17 protein-coding genes and 1 tRNA gene are annotated in these 15,503 nt (G+C 42.5%); 4 read left to right on the top strand and 14 right to left on the bottom strand.

Going from position 1 to position 15,503, the window contains the following annotated elements:
- Positions 1–34: 34 nt before the first annotated feature.
- From D0T66_RS01635 to D0T66_RS01595, 9 genes are all read right to left on the bottom strand, one after another.
- Positions 35–763, bottom strand: a complete 729-nt coding sequence (locus D0T66_RS01635) for an alpha/beta hydrolase (RefSeq protein WP_163355264.1) — start codon at positions 761–763, stop codon at positions 35–37.
- 86 nt (positions 764–849) lie between these two features.
- The gene (locus D0T66_RS01630) at positions 850–2,337 is read right to left on the bottom strand and encodes a hypothetical protein (protein ID WP_163355263.1); all 1,488 of its coding nucleotides are present in this window, start codon (positions 2,335–2,337) and stop codon (positions 850–852) included.
- Complete coding sequence (gene dusB, locus D0T66_RS01625) at positions 2,334–3,317, bottom strand: tRNA dihydrouridine synthase DusB (RefSeq protein WP_163355262.1); 984 nt, start codon at positions 3,315–3,317, stop codon at positions 2,334–2,336. The genes D0T66_RS01630 and dusB overlap by 4 nt, the downstream gene beginning before the upstream one ends.
- Before the next feature lie 19 nt (positions 3,318–3,336).
- Entirely contained in the window at positions 3,337–4,089 is a 753-nt protein-coding gene (locus D0T66_RS01620) for a DUF1266 domain-containing protein (RefSeq protein ID WP_163355261.1), read from the bottom strand.
- A 71-nt stretch (positions 4,090–4,160) separates the two neighbouring features.
- Positions 4,161–4,826 (bottom strand): tRNA (5-methylaminomethyl-2-thiouridine)(34)-methyltransferase MnmD, encoded by a 666-nt coding sequence (mnmD, locus tag D0T66_RS01615; RefSeq protein ID WP_163355260.1) that lies wholly within the window; start codon positions 4,824–4,826, stop codon positions 4,161–4,163.
- A gap of 7 nt (positions 4,827–4,833) precedes the next feature.
- A complete protein-coding gene (ispF, locus tag D0T66_RS01610) occupies positions 4,834–5,316 on the bottom strand; it encodes a 2-C-methyl-D-erythritol 2,4-cyclodiphosphate synthase (RefSeq protein WP_163355259.1) in 483 nt (160 codons plus the stop codon).
- Positions 5,316–6,491: a type IX secretion system outer membrane channel protein PorV gene (gene porV, locus D0T66_RS01605; RefSeq protein ID WP_255489674.1), complete on the bottom strand. Its 1,176-nt coding sequence runs from the start codon at positions 6,489–6,491 to the stop codon at positions 5,316–5,318. Before porV ends, ispF begins: the two co-directional genes overlap by 1 nt.
- A gap of 124 nt (positions 6,492–6,615) precedes the next feature.
- Complete coding sequence (locus D0T66_RS01600; protein ID WP_163355258.1) at positions 6,616–7,236, bottom strand: fumarylacetoacetate hydrolase family protein; 621 nt, start codon at positions 7,234–7,236, stop codon at positions 6,616–6,618.
- Positions 7,237–7,238: 2 nt separating this feature from the next.
- Positions 7,239–7,988, bottom strand: a complete 750-nt coding sequence (locus tag D0T66_RS01595; RefSeq protein WP_185154801.1) for a polyprenol monophosphomannose synthase — start codon at positions 7,986–7,988, stop codon at positions 7,239–7,241.
- 158 nt (positions 7,989–8,146) lie between these two features.
- On the opposite strand from D0T66_RS01595, the gene D0T66_RS01590 reads away from it, so the two are divergent.
- Entirely contained in the window at positions 8,147–8,971 is an 825-nt protein-coding gene (locus tag D0T66_RS01590) for an energy transducer TonB (protein ID WP_163355256.1), read from the top strand.
- Positions 8,972–9,060: 89 nt separating this feature from the next.
- On the opposite strand, the gene D0T66_RS01585 is transcribed toward D0T66_RS01590, so the two are convergent.
- On the bottom strand, positions 9,061–9,666 hold the full coding sequence (locus tag D0T66_RS01585) for a Spy/CpxP family protein refolding chaperone (RefSeq protein ID WP_163355255.1): 606 nt from the start codon (positions 9,664–9,666) through the stop codon (positions 9,061–9,063).
- 139 nt (positions 9,667–9,805) lie between these two features.
- Here D0T66_RS01585 and D0T66_RS01580 point away from each other — a divergent pair, with 139 nt between their 5' ends.
- Both D0T66_RS01580 and D0T66_RS01575 read left to right on the top strand, forming a co-directional pair.
- Positions 9,806–10,045, top strand: coding sequence for a hypothetical protein (locus D0T66_RS01580; protein WP_163355254.1), 240 nt, complete (start codon positions 9,806–9,808; stop codon positions 10,043–10,045).
- An 89-nt stretch (positions 10,046–10,134) separates the two neighbouring features.
- Positions 10,135–10,210: transfer RNA gene (locus D0T66_RS01575), tRNA-His, on the top strand.
- A 67-nt stretch (positions 10,211–10,277) separates the two neighbouring features.
- Here the strand turns inward: D0T66_RS01575 and D0T66_RS01570 are convergent.
- From D0T66_RS01570 to D0T66_RS01560, 3 genes are all read right to left on the bottom strand, one after another.
- Positions 10,278–11,075, bottom strand: coding sequence for a M48 family metalloprotease (locus tag D0T66_RS01570; RefSeq protein WP_163355253.1), 798 nt, complete (start codon positions 11,073–11,075; stop codon positions 10,278–10,280).
- Between the two features lie 67 nt (positions 11,076–11,142).
- Positions 11,143–11,826, bottom strand: coding sequence for an EcsC family protein (locus D0T66_RS01565; protein WP_163355252.1), 684 nt, complete (start codon positions 11,824–11,826; stop codon positions 11,143–11,145).
- 132 nt (positions 11,827–11,958) lie between these two features.
- The gene (locus tag D0T66_RS01560) at positions 11,959–12,465 is read right to left on the bottom strand and encodes a peroxiredoxin (RefSeq protein WP_163355251.1); all 507 of its coding nucleotides are present in this window, start codon (positions 12,463–12,465) and stop codon (positions 11,959–11,961) included.
- A 258-nt stretch (positions 12,466–12,723) separates the two neighbouring features.
- Here D0T66_RS01560 and D0T66_RS01555 point away from each other — a divergent pair, with 258 nt between their 5' ends.
- Positions 12,724–13,143, top strand: a complete 420-nt coding sequence (locus tag D0T66_RS01555) for a YbaN family protein (protein ID WP_163355250.1) — start codon at positions 12,724–12,726, stop codon at positions 13,141–13,143.
- Positions 13,144–13,366: 223 nt separating this feature from the next.
- Here D0T66_RS01555 and D0T66_RS01550 read toward each other — a convergent pair whose 3' ends face one another.
- Positions 13,367–15,367: an FISUMP domain-containing protein gene (locus D0T66_RS01550; RefSeq protein WP_163355249.1), complete on the bottom strand. Its 2,001-nt coding sequence runs from the start codon at positions 15,365–15,367 to the stop codon at positions 13,367–13,369.
- Positions 15,368–15,503: the final 136 nt, after the last annotated feature.

Raw genomic sequence — 15,503 nt, 5'->3', positions numbered from 1 at the left:
AAATAACTAAATGCAGATTGCTTTTCGGCTTATTCTATTGCTTTATTGCAAATATTTCTGCCAGATAGCGGCTCACTTCCCGGGCATGTGTCACAGGCATCAGGTGATCGGCTTCTTCTATGGTGTAAGGCATTTTTATCTGCTTATATGGGAAAATCTGGTCTTTTGTCCCATGTATATGATAAGTATTCGGAGATTCCGATTCCGGTTGCCATTGCGTAATCTGGTCTACCGCCCATCGCACATACACCGGATCGGTGTGAACCATCAAGGCTGCTACCTGCTCCGGAGGCATATCGAACAGGATGCGGGAAAAAACATTGGTGACGAACTTGGTCGCGCCGAATACCGATTTGGGAACGAAGCCGACAAAATGTGCCCGTTTAGCAACTTTGAAAAGGGTAGGGATTTCTTCGGACGATTTCATGGAAGCCATTATAATGTTTCTCTGTGGTGTCAGGAATTTGTTCATTTCCTGTATGATAACCGCCCCGAACGAATAGCCTGCCAATACGAACGGCTGCGCTGTATCTATATCCTCTGCCATACGGCGGGCATAATCGTTTAGTGATTCGCCTTCGTACGGAATGAGCCATTCGATGTATACTTTCTCGTAACCTTCGGGGAGGACTATTTCGTCAAAGACAGAGCATGGGTTGCACATCCCCGAAACGAAATAAACTTTTATCGGTTTCTTCTTTCCGAAAAGGCTTTTTACTTTTTGCAGGAGATTATTGAAAAATCCTTTCTTATGATTATTCATATCAAGAGGGTATTAGGTACAACTTGTACAGTCTAAAATAGTAATTTCTATTGTTTTAGCCTCAAAATTTGTGTTAAAATATGGAACTATTTATACACTACCACTTCGAACCCTAATTTTTTGCGGGGGATGACTGTATTATTTCTTCCGTTATAGATATAATTTTTGTCGATAAGTATATTATATTCAATTACGCTCAATGTCTTGAAGTCGGGCAGAGGCAAGGTAAGTTTCTGTGTATTATTCTCTTCCGAATATCCGAAATTCCCATCGGCATATAGCAGGTGTTTTCCATCTGTCAGAAAAGCAGACTTTTTCCCATTGTAACTGAAATAGGTCAATTTATCGACATCTATGTCGTTCACAACCGGCCTGTTGTTGATGTAAAGTAAGCCTTTGTATGTGTAGAAATTGGACTTGTATAGCTTATATTGAGTATGATCTATTATCTCGTATTCGCCGGTTGCATAATTCTTAATCCAGATATTGCCTACCGGTATCATTAGGTATTTGGCATATCTTCCATCTTTAATGACATTATAAAAACCGTCGGGCGTCCATACGATAGAACCATCTACACTTGCAGAGGCACACGCATCTATATATAAATCTTTTCCTTTCTTATAATATCCTGAACGGTAAATTATTGGTATCCATCCGGTTATATTTGCAGGCAGTTTTACCCTTGCAGTATCGATAAGATAAAACTCACTTGTCTCGCTACACTCGTATGTGTTATTGCCATCGGTGAGCAGCGCACTTATCCAATTGGATGGTCGGTTAGGTTCTAATATAATCTTTTTCGTTTTGCTGGCATCTAAGTCCAGTCTCTTTATTTCGGAGCTATTATATGCATATACTGAGTTGTTGTAGGTGAAATAGTTAGAGTAAGTGATTGCTTCGCCGTTTCCGTCTTCATTCTTTTCTAATAGTCGCGAATCGTATGACCAAAACATGGTGCGATCTTTCGAATCGAGGTGCGACCCTAACCAATATAACCCGTCTTTAGTCGTAAAATAATGTCTATCTATATGCTTGACTGATGATGTGTCGAAATATTCGAGTCCGATGACAGAATCCATCTGGGTGGCATAAGAATCTGGATTATAGGCATATAATTCGCCGTTTTTTTGATACAGGAAGTCGTTTATCCGTTTATATTCCGAAATGTCTATCATTTCTTCCAGTTCTCCATATCTTTCGCCATAGACTTTTTTGCCATCGGTAAAGTAGGATGTACCGTATATAAACCGCGCATCCGACAGGCTGTCTAATAGGTTGAAGTATTCTTTGAACTTAATATACCTCCCAAATACAATCAGTTTAGTTTTTTTGTAGTTTATACTCCTATCCTGTACTACCTGAATACCATCCCAATGCGTGACAGAACCATCTTCATTTTTTCTTTTACCTCCAATCATCCCTTCAACATATATTTTCTTCTCGGAAGGGTTGATGATGTAACTGTTTATTTTGTAGGTAGTTACTTCTTCTGAAGACTTCTCTTTGTTCAAAATGGAACAGGAAGACAATAGAAAAAGTGCAGCTATGATGCTTATTATGTGGTATTTCATACTTCAAACTTATTCGGTATATCGTCCATAATTGCGAATAGCTCGTCTACCGTATCAGCCCTGAGCATGGCAACCCGTGTCTTTTTGAAATCGGCTATCCCTTTGAAGAGGGGTGAGGCTGCCAGATGCCGGCGGCTGTGGAGTATTCCGCCCCGTTCGCCAGCATTGCTCACATTCTCGCGAATCATATCTTTCAGTATCTCCAGATAGTAGGCAAATGGCTTTTTAGGCAATAACTCTCCGGTCTCGAGGTAGTGCTTCATCTCCTCGAAAATCCAAGGTGCGCCGATACTTCCGCGCCCTATCATCACGGCATCTACATGCGTTTCGTCGAATCGTTGCCGGCAAATTTCAGGCGTTGTTACATCACCGTTGCCGATTATCGGAATATGCATGCGTGGATTATTCTTTACAGCCGAAATAAGCGTCCAGTCGGCTTCTCCCGTATACATCTGTGAACGTGTGCGCCCGTGTATAGTCAGTGCTTGTATGCCGCAATCCTGCAACTGTTCGGCAAGTTCTACAATTATTTTGGATTCATGGTCCCATCCCAAACGAGTTTTCACGGTGACAGGGATGTTCACCGCTTTCACAACAGCACGGGTGATTTCGAGCATCAATTCGGGCGTTCGCATCATACCCGAACCCGCCCCTTTTCCGGCAACCTTCTTCACCGGGCATCCGAAGTTGATATCCAATATATCGGGATTGTACTCTTCGCATATCTTAGCCGCTTCCACCATAGCGTCCACTTCGCGCCCGTATATCTGTATGGCGACAGGGCGTTCACGTTCGCTAATAGCCATTTTGGCTTCGGTTTTGTTTACACGGCGGATAAGCGCATCGCTCGAGACAAACTCGGTGTATACCATATCTGCCCCGAAACGTTTGCATAACAAGCGGAAGCCCATATCGGTCACATCCTCCATGGGTGCTAAAAACAGCGGATTTTCAGGAAATTCTATATTGCCTATTTTCACTTATATCTTTATACTTAAATTACCAAGCCAATCGTATCCATGGGCTTTGTTCGTTTTCTAAAGCATCCGACGCAAAGTTCGAAATATTCATCCAGTCGCCGTCGCCTGCTCCTCCCCAGATGCCACGTCCGAGCATGTAACTTCTGGCATAATCTTCCCAGTTATTAAACTTCTGGCGGGCTAAGCGGAGAGCCTCGCCGATATAGTGCCAAGCTTCTTTATCGCTGATGTAGCCGAGCGAGTAGGTCGCGCGGGCAATGAAAACTACACGCCCGAAATCCCACGCATCGGCGCCGATAGCAAAATCTTCCTCCGGCTCCTCGAACCAATATTCGTCTTCTTCGTATATTTCGTCCAGATTCTCGAACAGTACCATAGCTTCCTCCTGACATTCTTCGAAAGGTGTCCCTTCTAAATCTATATCGTCAGCATCGACACAATCCTGTTCTATTTCTATCTGGAGCAAGGCATTGAACATATGGCGATGCCCATTATCGCCCAGACGCGCTTCCATAAAGTAGATAGCGTCGTTGTGATTTTCGATTCCCCAGCTATTTTTGATGAAATTGATTTGTGATTGGTCGTTCTTTCCTGAATCGAGGCTGTCGGCATAGAAGCCGTTCAGCTCGCCGATGATAAGCCCTAAGGAAATGCCAAATAGTTGTTCGTCTGTCAAATGTTCGGGGTTCGGATTTTTTTTGTAGTATTCAACTTCATTTTGTTCCTCATTCTTGGAACTGCTACCGAAGATGTTAGATAAAAAGCCTGCCATAGTTTTGGTGTTTTGTTGTTACTAAAATTTGTTATCAATGATACAACAAAAATACAATTTTTATTGAGAAGTCATTCTTTCGTCGCCCGCAACATCTCTCTTTTTCCCGGAGGGCCGGGCAGACGCTCGACCGTGAATCCTGCCTGCTGCATCATACGACGAATAACTCCTTTGGCACAGTAGGTTACGAGTATTCCGCCTCTATTCATGATTTGATATAGGAGGTCGAATATCTCTTGCGACCACATATCCGGCTGTTTGTCAGGAGCAAAAGCATCGAAGTAAACAAGGTCTATATCGTGCAACTCATTCAGCCGAAAGCTTTTAAAATCAGCTTCAATTTTATGCAGGATAAAATAGGGCAGTATTTGTATATCCTTTTCCCATTCGGCGGTATGCAGCTTGTCAAATAAGCCTTGGGTAGATTTATCTATTTGCCGGGCGTAGTTGAGTTTTTCCGTCAGTTCTGAGGGTAGGGGATATGCTTCGATTGTGGTGTAGTGTATCTTTTTTTGCTGCTTTTCGGCTTCTAATGCTGTCAGGTAAGCATTTAGCCCAGTGCCGAAACCGACTTCGAAGATACGGATATCCTTTTTCGGGCAATGGTTCACGCCCGTATTGATAAAGATATGCGTCGATTCCTGTATAGCTCCGTTGACCGAATGATAATGCTCATCCAGTTCGGGAACAAAAAGCGTATGAGAACCATCTGCCGTCTGCTCGATTTCTGTCCTCATAGCTGTTTTAATCTTCTTTTTGAATCAGCACTACGGCATAGGCCGCGAAACCTTCTTCGCGTCCTACGAATCCCATTTTCTCGGAAGTGGTGGCCTTGATAGAAATATCCTCTTCGGATATACCGAGTATAGTTGCCATCGTCTGCTGCATGGCCGGTATATGCGGGTTGATTTTAGGCTTTTCGGCACAGATGGTTGCATCTATATTGCCGATTGTATAGCCTTTTTCGGCGATTAGTTTGGCAGTCCTTTTCAACAGGATTTTGCTGTCGATGTTTTTGTATTCGCCTGCTGTATCGGGGAAATGGTAGCCTATATCGCGCATGTTAGCGGCACCCAATATAGCGTCGCATATAGCATGAATTAGGACATCCGCATCGGAATGTCCTAATAGTCCTTTTGTATGATTTATCTTGATGCCACCGAGCCATAGCTCGCGGCCTTCGGTCAAACGGTGTACATCATAACCGAATCCTACACGTATTTTCATTATTTAGATGCAAAATTATATGCCAATGAGAAACGAAGGGTTTGGTCTAACGGGTTCTGATTTACTGTCGAAAGCAGGTAGGCTGCATCCAGTTGGATGGATTTCATCTTGAATCCTGCACCGAAAGTAAAGTAGCGGCGGTTACCTTTCATTTTGTTTTCGTGGAAGTATCCTGCACGCACTTTGAACTGGTCGTTGTAGTCGTATTCAGCACCGACAGAAACTGCTATCTCTTTCAATTTTTCAGAGAATCCGCCATCTTCCGAACCGAATGATTTGAAGATACCCGAAATAGAGTTAATATCGCGCCAGTCATCAACCCTTTTTGCATAATCGAGAGGGTCTTCGTTGTCACCTTTGATTGGTGGGGTAGGTACTAATAATTTATTCAAATCGACGCTCGCCGAGATAGTACTCACTTCGCTCAATGGATACATCAACGATGCACCCAGACGCATGTTAGTCGGGATAAAGTTGTTGGATGCTCCGCCATTGTTCGAAAGCTTACCTCCGATATTAGAGATATTGAATCCGAAGCTTAACAAACTTTCCGATTGTCCGAGGTTTATATACGATTCGTTATATCCGGCAATGTCGGCAGCGAAAACGCCGTCAGCTTCGCCATCATCTCCAGTCGGTCCTGAATAATCCGAGTGGATATAACGCAATGTTACGGCCATCGAATAAGTCTCTGTCAGTTTGCGCGAGTAGCTGACATCAACAGCCAACTCGTATGGAGAGAATATTTCTCCGCCGAAAATTCCGCTCGCCCCTTCCATCGAAGTGTGTTCCACATCGCCGATAGAGAAATAGCGGATAGAGGCACTGATAGCCTGATTGTCACCCGAACCTATTTTATAGTATCCCACGCCATAGGCAAGGTATATGTCGTCTACAATTTTCTTCAACCAAGGAGTATATCCGAGCCCTGCGCCCGCTTTGTCGGGCGAAAAGGCATATTTTGCAGGGTTCCAGTATTGTGAATAAACGTCCGGTGCTGTTGCTACTCCGGCGTCTCCCATACCTCCGGCACGCGCGTCGGGTGCAATAGTAAGCGAAGGCACTGCTGTGGGGATAGGGTTGTAACTGTCTGTTCCGATTTGAGCTGATAACCCGCCGATAGTAGCTATCGATAATATTCCGGTCATCAGGATTTTGTTAAATGCAACTTTCATGTAGTTTCTATTATTTTATTTAATTCTTTTCTTGTTCTGTTCTTAGCTGTATAATCAGTCCTATAATGAAACTGAATATTTCCGTTTTTATTGTATTCTCTCCCTCTATTTTTATACTTTATTTTTAACAAACCTGAATATTAAATAGTTCATCTTCCTCGATATAACCTTTCAGGCAGTCGCCGATATCTATACGTCCTACGCCGGCAGGTGTCCCTGTGAATATCAGATCACCGGTTTTCAGTGTGAAAAATCTGCTGGCATAAGCGATAATCTGGTCGATTGTATGTATCATTTCCGATGTATTCGCTCTTTGGACTGTTTCGGCATTTTTATCCAAATGAAAGTTCAGATTTGTTACCTCTTTTCCGTATTTTTCTTTGGGCACAAAGTTACCAATAACAGCCGAATTATCAAAAGATTTGGAAATTTCCCATGGTAATCCTTTCTTTCGGAGTTCGGTTTGCAGATCCCTTGCCGTCAAATCCAGCCCTGTTGTTATTTCTTTGTAATAGCGATGAGCAAAGCGTTCGGCGATATTTTTGCCCATCTTGTCTATTCTGACTACTATTTCGGCCTCGTAATGTACGTCGGAAGTGAAGTCTGGTATATAGAATTGATTCTTGTCGTTATGCAGAATAGCCGAATCGGGTTTGATGAAAAGAACGGGCTCTACAGGCAATATTTCTTGATTACTCTCCTGTATATGTGCGTGATAATTCAGCCCTACACAAATAATTTTCATGGTTATTGCTGTTTCTTTGCTTTGATTCGTCCTAACATTTTGCGTATTCGCAATGCTACAACACCGAAGACGCCTTCGCGGAATATGCTCGAATTCATTTTAGACTCGCCGTAGATGCGGTTGACAAATATGATAGAAACTTCTTTTATCTTGAATTTCAGACAGTAGGCTGTATATTTCATTTCCACCTGAAAGGCGTATCCTTTGAAACGGATATTGTCCAGATCGATTGTTTCCAGCACTTCGCGCCGGTAGCAAACGAATCCGGCTGTGGTATCCTGTATTTTCATACACGTGATAAACTGCACATATTTGGATGCAAAGTAAGACATCAGTACCCTGCCCATAGGCCAGTTGACAACATTCACTCCGCTGTAATAGCGCGAACCTACGGCAACATCCGCCCCTTGGGAGGTACATGCTTCATGCAGGCGTGGCAAATCGGCCGGATTGTGCGAAAAATCGGCATCCATCTCGAATATGTATTGGTAACTGCGTTGTAGCGCCCATTTGAATCCGGCAATGTATGCCGTTCCCAAGCCTTGTTTGCCTTCGCGTTCTATCAGATACAGCTTCTCGGGGAATAGTTTTTGGAGGTCTTTGACGATTTCGCCTGTTTTGTCGGGCGAGTTGTCGTCGATGATGAGAATATCGAAAGCATGAGGAAGCGCAAATACCGCTTTTATAATTGCTTCGATATTTTCCTTCTCATTATATGTTGGTATGATAACTATTGAATCAGACATTCCCATGTTAATTTTTCGCTCCCAAAAATAATACTTTATACCCTATAAATGACATAAAACGAGGAAAAAAACAAAAAATCCTAATGTCTTTATGGAATTTTAGCGATTAAACTATCTATTAGGTAAAAGATAAATAATTGTTGAACTATTAAAATTATACAGCTATGAAAAAGTATATGAACATCGAATCTTCAGAGTGGTGCGATATGGTATTCGATAAACGGAATAAAGCATACGGTGCTTACGCTTTGCGCCAGTCATCAACCAAGCGGCATTTGCTGGCATTTGGTGTCGTTTTTTTGTTTGCGATAGCTATTGCGGTGCTTCCGATGTTGGTAAGCACAATAAAAGCGGCAACAACCAAGTATGTTAGTGGAATTGACGAGCCTCGCATAATGACAGATGTAGTGATAGAACCACCTGTAGTAGATATCCCCGAACCGGAAATGGAGCAGCCTAAAATGAAAGTAGAAATAGCCAAAACAATTGCGTTCACACCTCCGCGTATTGTTGAGAATGTCGACCCTGATAAAGAAATGAAGCCACAGAGTACAATCAAAGAATTTGGCGGATTAGTAGGGAAAGTCAATGTTTTGGACGGTTCTACCAGTAAGTTTGCGATAGATCCTTCTACCCTGAAAGAGAACCTTGCTGTTACGAAAGAACCGGAGAAAAAGATTCACGATTTTGTAGAGACAATGCCTGTTTTCCCGGGTGGCGAAACGGAAATGAACCGTTATCTGCGAAAAAATGTGAATTACCCTATGGATGCACAAGAGCAAGGTATTCATGGACGTGTAACAGTTCGATTCGTTGTAGACAAGAATGGTAACATCTCTAACGTAACCGTACTGAAAGGTATTAATCCGAGCTGCGACCGCGAAGCTGTAAGGGTTGTCAAATCGATGCCGAAATGGATTCCGGGACGTCAGAATGGTAATGCCGTAGCTGTCTATTTCAATTTGCCTATCGTTTTCCGCTTACAATAATTCCAATTCCATAACGAGATGAAAACGATAAAGGGTGTAAACCGGTTGGTTTGCACCCTTTGCATTATTATAGAACGAAGAGCAATTGATTACGAGTTCGTGTCATTTTCGGGTTGCTTCTGCGAATCTTTGATTAGCTGCATGCGCTCTGTTCTGTATTTAGTACGTAATTCCGAGAGTTGTCTCTTTTGCTCTTCGGGAGCTATTCTGCTCTTTTTTATTGTTTGTTTCTGCTGGAAGAAGTTATCTTCTAATTTATCTAATTGCGAAAGCGTTTCATCGCTTAGGTTTCTCTTTCCGAAATGCCTGTTTCCGTGGCGTGCAAAGTCTCCTTTTCTGCCATCGTGGCGATGATGCATGCCCCCTTTCCTGAAGTCTTTGTTATGGCGGTTCTTGTTGGCCATTTCACCTCTTTGCATCCTGTTGGGACGGTTCTTTTGCATTTCCTCCCATTTGCTTTGCTGTTCGGGTGTGAGTATTTGCTTCATCGCATTGCGATGCTCTTGAGCCATCTCACTGCTTTTCTCCCGGAAATCTTTTCTCAATTCCTTCATTTTCTGCTGTTGCTCTTCGGTGAGGTTTAGCTCCTTTGCCGGATGCTTGCGGTCGCTACGTTTAGGATTGTCCTTTACTTGTGCCAATGATGCCAACGAGATTCCTGCCAATAATAATGTTGCTATAAATACTTTTTTCATGATCTATTGTTTTTATTTGTTTCATACTCTTAGAGTTGCATTTTGGATGAAAGTTTAAACCGGATTAGATACTTTAACATTTGCAATATATTTGTGAAATAATTGTTATTATGGGAAGTACCTTTATTTTAATGATGTTATGAAAAAGACTGTTCTTTCCATCTTGGTTCTGTTTCTGCTTGCTTCCTGCGCGTCATATAAAAAGTATGACTATAAACCCGTAGAGTCGCTCGAATCGCTGAATGGTATTTATTATGATTTCCGGAAGCGCTTATACGAGATAAAGCCGGGAAAGCAAAGTTTCAAAGAAATCTTCTTAGACAAGCAACCTCATTACTATTTGGGAGATCCCATTTCATATACGGAGCTTATAAAGTAGCTTTATATCTATTTTATAGATAAAAATTCTTGCAGAAATCTTGCGGATATAAGAAAAATACATATCTTTGCACCGCAAACGCAAAATATGGTGGTTGTAGCTCAGTTGGTTAGAGCGTCGGATTGTGGTTCCGAAGGTCGCGGGTTCGAGCCCCGTCTTCCACCCAAAAGAGAAAGCCGAGTTAAAAGATTACTTTTAATTCGGCTTCTTTAATTATAGGAACTCTCCCTTTTTATTTCTTCTTGTTAAGCCGTTCAATGCGGTTTTTCAAATCAGGATGGCTCGAAAACAGCTTGTTGAATTTGCTATTCTCCGGCGCACCCGCTTCTACTTGCAAAGTCAGTAAGACATTTAATGACGATGCCATATTAGAAGCATCTTTACCGCATTTCTTTAGGAATTCATAGCCGTAATCGTCGGCAGCATTTTCCTGTTTCTGCGAAAATTGGGCATTTCCCAACGATTCAGCCAGATTTCCCAAATCCGAATCGCTCAATGTTGCTACTGTTGCGCCTCCTGCTGCTCCGGCAGCATCTTTGAGTGCCGACATTCTCAAGGCAGCCACAAAAGCATCTTTGGAGTCCTTGTTTACAACGTGACCAATTTCGTGCCCTATCACCGCTAAAATCTGCTCATCGGTCATAAGGTCCATCAATGATGTGAATATACGGATGCTTCCGTTGGGGCGGGCAAAAGCATTGACATCTGTTACGTGATATGCTTTTATGTCCAAATCGTATTGTGCTATCAGTTCCTGAGGAACATTGGCAACGATTTTTTCGAGACGCTCGGCGTATGCTTTTGTATTCTCGTACTCGTCTGTAGTCCTGCATACATGATTGTGTTCGTCTTCCCACTTGGTAGCCTGGTCGGCATACCCTTTCAGTTCGGCATCGGTCAGTGTGAACGATTGTACCCCCTTGCTGACAGCATCGACAGCTTTTTTATTGACTTTCAGTTTTCCAAATTGTGCGTTTGCCGCGAGGCTGAATGAAAGCACTAAAGCGAATGCTAATAATAATCTTTTCATAATAAGTTGTTGTTAATTTTGAATAATCACCACAAAATTAAGCATTTTTTATTATGAATCGGTTAGTTTATTCTGTTATCATTTGCACATCCTCTACTTCGGAAGGCATAATCTCGATTATTTCCTGCGTTTCTTTCCTGCGGTCGATGAATATCCGTTTGGCCATTTTCCCTACAATGCGTGTCGAAGCGGCATCTAATCCTCCGCTGATAATGCCTCCCAGCAAAGGAATTGCCTTGCCTGCCGAAGCGGCACTTTTCTCTCCGATTTTCACGGCGAGTTTGGCTGTCACTTTCGTATTGATGGAGGCTAATGTCTTTATCAATATCTTTTCGCCTACTTTGATAGACAAATTTTTGATAAGCTCTTTCGCGCCGTTACCGACCATGCTCAGATAGATAAACGTCTTCACCTTGTCGTCGCGTATATCGTGCCCACCCATATAGGCGATAGCACATATCATCCGTATCTGTACATATATCACACTGGCAATATTAGCCGGAACGGTGATGGGCATCGTGATAAGTCCACCAAGGCCTGTAACGAAGCCGCTTGCTGCACTTTTGGCCGTTTGCCAGCGGATAAGCGAATCCACCTGCTCTTCGAGTGTTCCACCTTTGTCTATATAATTGTGAGCCAGTTCGTATGCCGAATCTACGCCGGTGAAACCGGTGACGGCTTTTGAGTAAGCCCAGTCGAGCGTTTTGGCTATAACGCCTTTTTCGGGATTTATATGCTGGTTTTGTGTCATCCTGTTATTGATATTTTTAATAATACAAGTTTACATATTATTTTGTTAATATGTTGTTTAAGTGAATTAAAAAAACAATAAAAACGCTTTACCTGTATATAGATAAAGCGTTTTAAAATTAAGTAGTTTTTTTTAGATTCTTTTCAAATACTGATTCAGGTTTCCGGCATTTACATCCATCGCCACGATTTTTCCATCCTCGTCGATGAGATAGCTTTTGAAGCCTTTCTCGAGCCGGTAGAGCTTTGTTAGTTCCGATTGAAGATTTTCGTCAGCCCAACATTGCACAGAGTTGCCCGTGCCATCGGTTACGACTGTCTTTCCGAATACCTTTTCGCTCTTGTCGAAGGATACAGAAACCATTGTTACCGGATAATTTTCTATGTCAATCACATGCGACATCAGAACGTTCTCCTTGCGTGAATTGGCATCATACGAAGCCCAGAAGTTCACTAACAGTCTTTGTCCTTTCAAATCAGTAAGATTAATAATCGCTCCCTTGTCATCTTTCAAACTGTCGATTGAAGGGAACAGTTCTCCCGGATAAATACCTTCCGAAGGTTTTGTAGTTTTTGACGTTGCCGCGACTAATCCTATAAGGATTGCGCCTGCAATCAAAAAATACATGAAATACTTCATAAAATAATTATTAGGTTTTCACTAAAGTCTGGAGAAGTCCTTTGGGATACTACGCCAAACCCTCCCATGTTTTGGGAACAAGGCATCTTCATCTACGCTTAGCTTATCAGCATGCCCTGCGAAAAGTTGCCGCAAAGATACGACGATATGCGCATAAACAAAAATCCTGCCGGAAAAGTTTTTAACAATCCGTCTGTTTTCTTCCTATCGATTTTTTTTGTTTCTTTGTGGATAACGCTTCGAAGAGGTTTACGGAAAATGTTAAAATATATCTACATACTGGCAGGATTTATTTCTTTGGCCTTAGGATTGATTGGTATAGTCACCCCCGGGTTGCCTACCACTCCTTTCATCCTGCTCACGGCTTTCCTTTTCGCTAAAAGTTCGCCAAAACTGCATCAGAAGCTGCGCGAGAATAAAGTTACCGGCTATTACCTGAATCGCATAGGGCAGGGGCTTCCCCTCAAAGCGCGCTTGGTATCTATCGGCATCATGTGGTGTATGGTTTGCTTTTCGGCCTTTGTCATATTCGATGCCGGCAGTAAAGGACGCTATATTGTACTGGCTGCTGGAGTGGTCGGCACAGTGGCTCAACTTATCTTCCTTCGCAAACGTAAAGCTACACCCGCGCCCGAAGTGGTTGTAGTGGAATCTAACCCCGAAAACAAGGATCTTTAAACTGCCCCTAAAAAGCCTCAAAACTGTCGCTTTTCTGTACCACTTTTTGTACCAGTGGTTGTTTTCTTTTTGTCTTTATTATGAGTGAGTTAAGCTTGTTTTTTGGTACAAAAAAACGTGTTTTTTGTGTGGTCACTTTTTCTGTTACTTAACTGTAAAAAACGTAAAAGGGAGAAACCGCTCTCCGGCTTCTCCCTGTATAGATAAAGTTGATTTATATCGTTTAATCTTTTATGCAGCGGACGGAGTACATATAGAATCGTTGCATTGAACCTCTATGAACCTGCGTTTTATCATATTTTAAATATCGAGCCCATGCTTGGTAATTGGAAGTGTTTACACCACTCGCTGTCCAAAATATCCCATAATTGCCGTAACTGCCGCTTTTACTATTGGCAGCCTCTCCGGCAAATAAGTTGTTGAAGCCGGGAGCTATCGTAGCGATGCTGTTGATGGTATTACTTTTACCGTTGGTGCCATATATGGATTGAGTAGGTGCAGGGCAAGGGTTGTTCATCGCCTCACCGTGACCACCAGAGGCTGCACCTCGCAAACCGGTTGCGCCAACAGTAATAGTACCGTTTGCATCTTCGAGGACACTGTATCTGCTCGTATTAGCGTTTATTTCCTGTTCTAACTCAGTCCATTCCATATCGCTCGGTAAATGCCAACCATTAGGGCAAATACCTTGTGTTGGTGTCGGTGTTGCCGGTTCATTATCATTGGAGATGGCTAGTCCGGGAGCTCCACCTTTTCCAGCGGTAGCAGCATCCCAGTTATATAGCAATCCCAATCGCTTGTTGCTGTTGAAAAGGGTAGCTGTGTTAGTTGTATTGTTTTGTAAATTGGGGTAGCCGTAATTGGCAGTATTATTCTGACTGTTATAACTTGGAGTTAAAATACGCCCTTGTGTATGTCCCGGACCCGGTGCAGGAGCATAAGAGGTCGCTGCCAGATTATTGAGCATCCAACGCTGTGTGCCAAATAACCCTGAGAGGAAAATATTGCCATCTTGATCCCGATGTAATTGTATGCCGTTTGGCTGAGTTTTAGCATGAGTGCCTCCTGCTGGTACACTGGCGATTTCAGTAGATGTAAAGCCGGCACGTTGTGCCCATTCTTCCAAAGTCGGGTCATTGCCGGTAGTATTACAATGGATAAAAGAGACGGTTACATCTTTGAATCGCTTGGGAGTTTGGGTGTCACCAAAAGTGATATCAGCAATATTATAATGATTTCCTGCTCCGGCAGAGTATTGAACGTTTTGTGTACTATTAGTGCTGTTTTTTAGGTCGGCACCTCCTGTTGTAGGAGTAATATTCACTAGTCCAGAAGTCCCTGTTGTAGTTGTTTTCCATGTAGCGTTTCCTTGTACATTGAAGTTGCCTGTTATGGCAGTTGTATATGCAAACTGTGTATTGGTAAAGGAATTATTCACTTTCAGGACATAGTTGGTCTGATTGAGGGTGATAGTTTTGTTAGCAGCAGGACCACAATCATTCGCTGGGATATTGTAGACTAACTGCCATTGGCGACTCTGCCATGGATTAGTGGATGTAATATTAGGAAAGTCGGTATTAGTCATATTGTTTGCTTGCAGGGTATAGTTATCAGGTGATACGGTCAAGTTTTGTGTTGTTCCGCTTGTCCATGTCGGCATAGTAGCAAACATGTTAGCATAGCTTGTGTAATTCCCTGTCGGGGTAAAAGTAGCACCATCTCCAGTGAATGCTACATTCAAGTTGATAGCAGGAATACTTGTTCCTCTTACATCTAATCCGCTGGGGATATCTACAAAGTCGTTCGCAATACCTGTAACAGAAAAGGAAGGGGTCGCTAAGATTTCTTTGTTCAATATTTGAATCCATTGATCGCCATTCCATAGATAAATCCCCTTGGTGAACTTTCCATCGCAATTGGTAGTATTATAAACTACTAATCCCGCATGATTGGCATCTTCAGTGGCTTTGTCGTAGGTTTTGCTACCTTGAGTATAGTTTATACCACTGATACCATCGAACATAGGAAATAGTTTGTCTGTATCAGTTAAACTTACGCGAGGCATTGCTAACCCTTTAGTGGTATTGCCATCCATTTTTAACTCTAATAGAGCGCCGTCTACGGGTTTTCCTCCGCTGCCGATGGTCACTTGTCCTTGTAGGCTGACTGTTGCTGTAAATAAGGCTATAAATATAATGATAGCCTGTGTCAAAGTTCTGTTCATAATAGTATTAATTTGATAATTAGTAAATTTTTATAGCTTTTAGCCATTAGCTGATAGCCAATAGCTTTATTGTCATCCCGAGTGGATACAAGGGATTTCTTGCCGATTTGCGTGTAGGGGGCAATAAACATTGCCC

The sequence above is a fragment of the Dysgonomonas sp. 25 genome (genome assembly GCF_010501075.1).
Taxonomy (GTDB): domain Bacteria; phylum Bacteroidota; class Bacteroidia; order Bacteroidales; family Dysgonomonadaceae; genus Dysgonomonas.
Note: the sequence above shows the minus strand (reverse complement) of the source record. Positions and strands in the feature narration are given on the sequence as shown.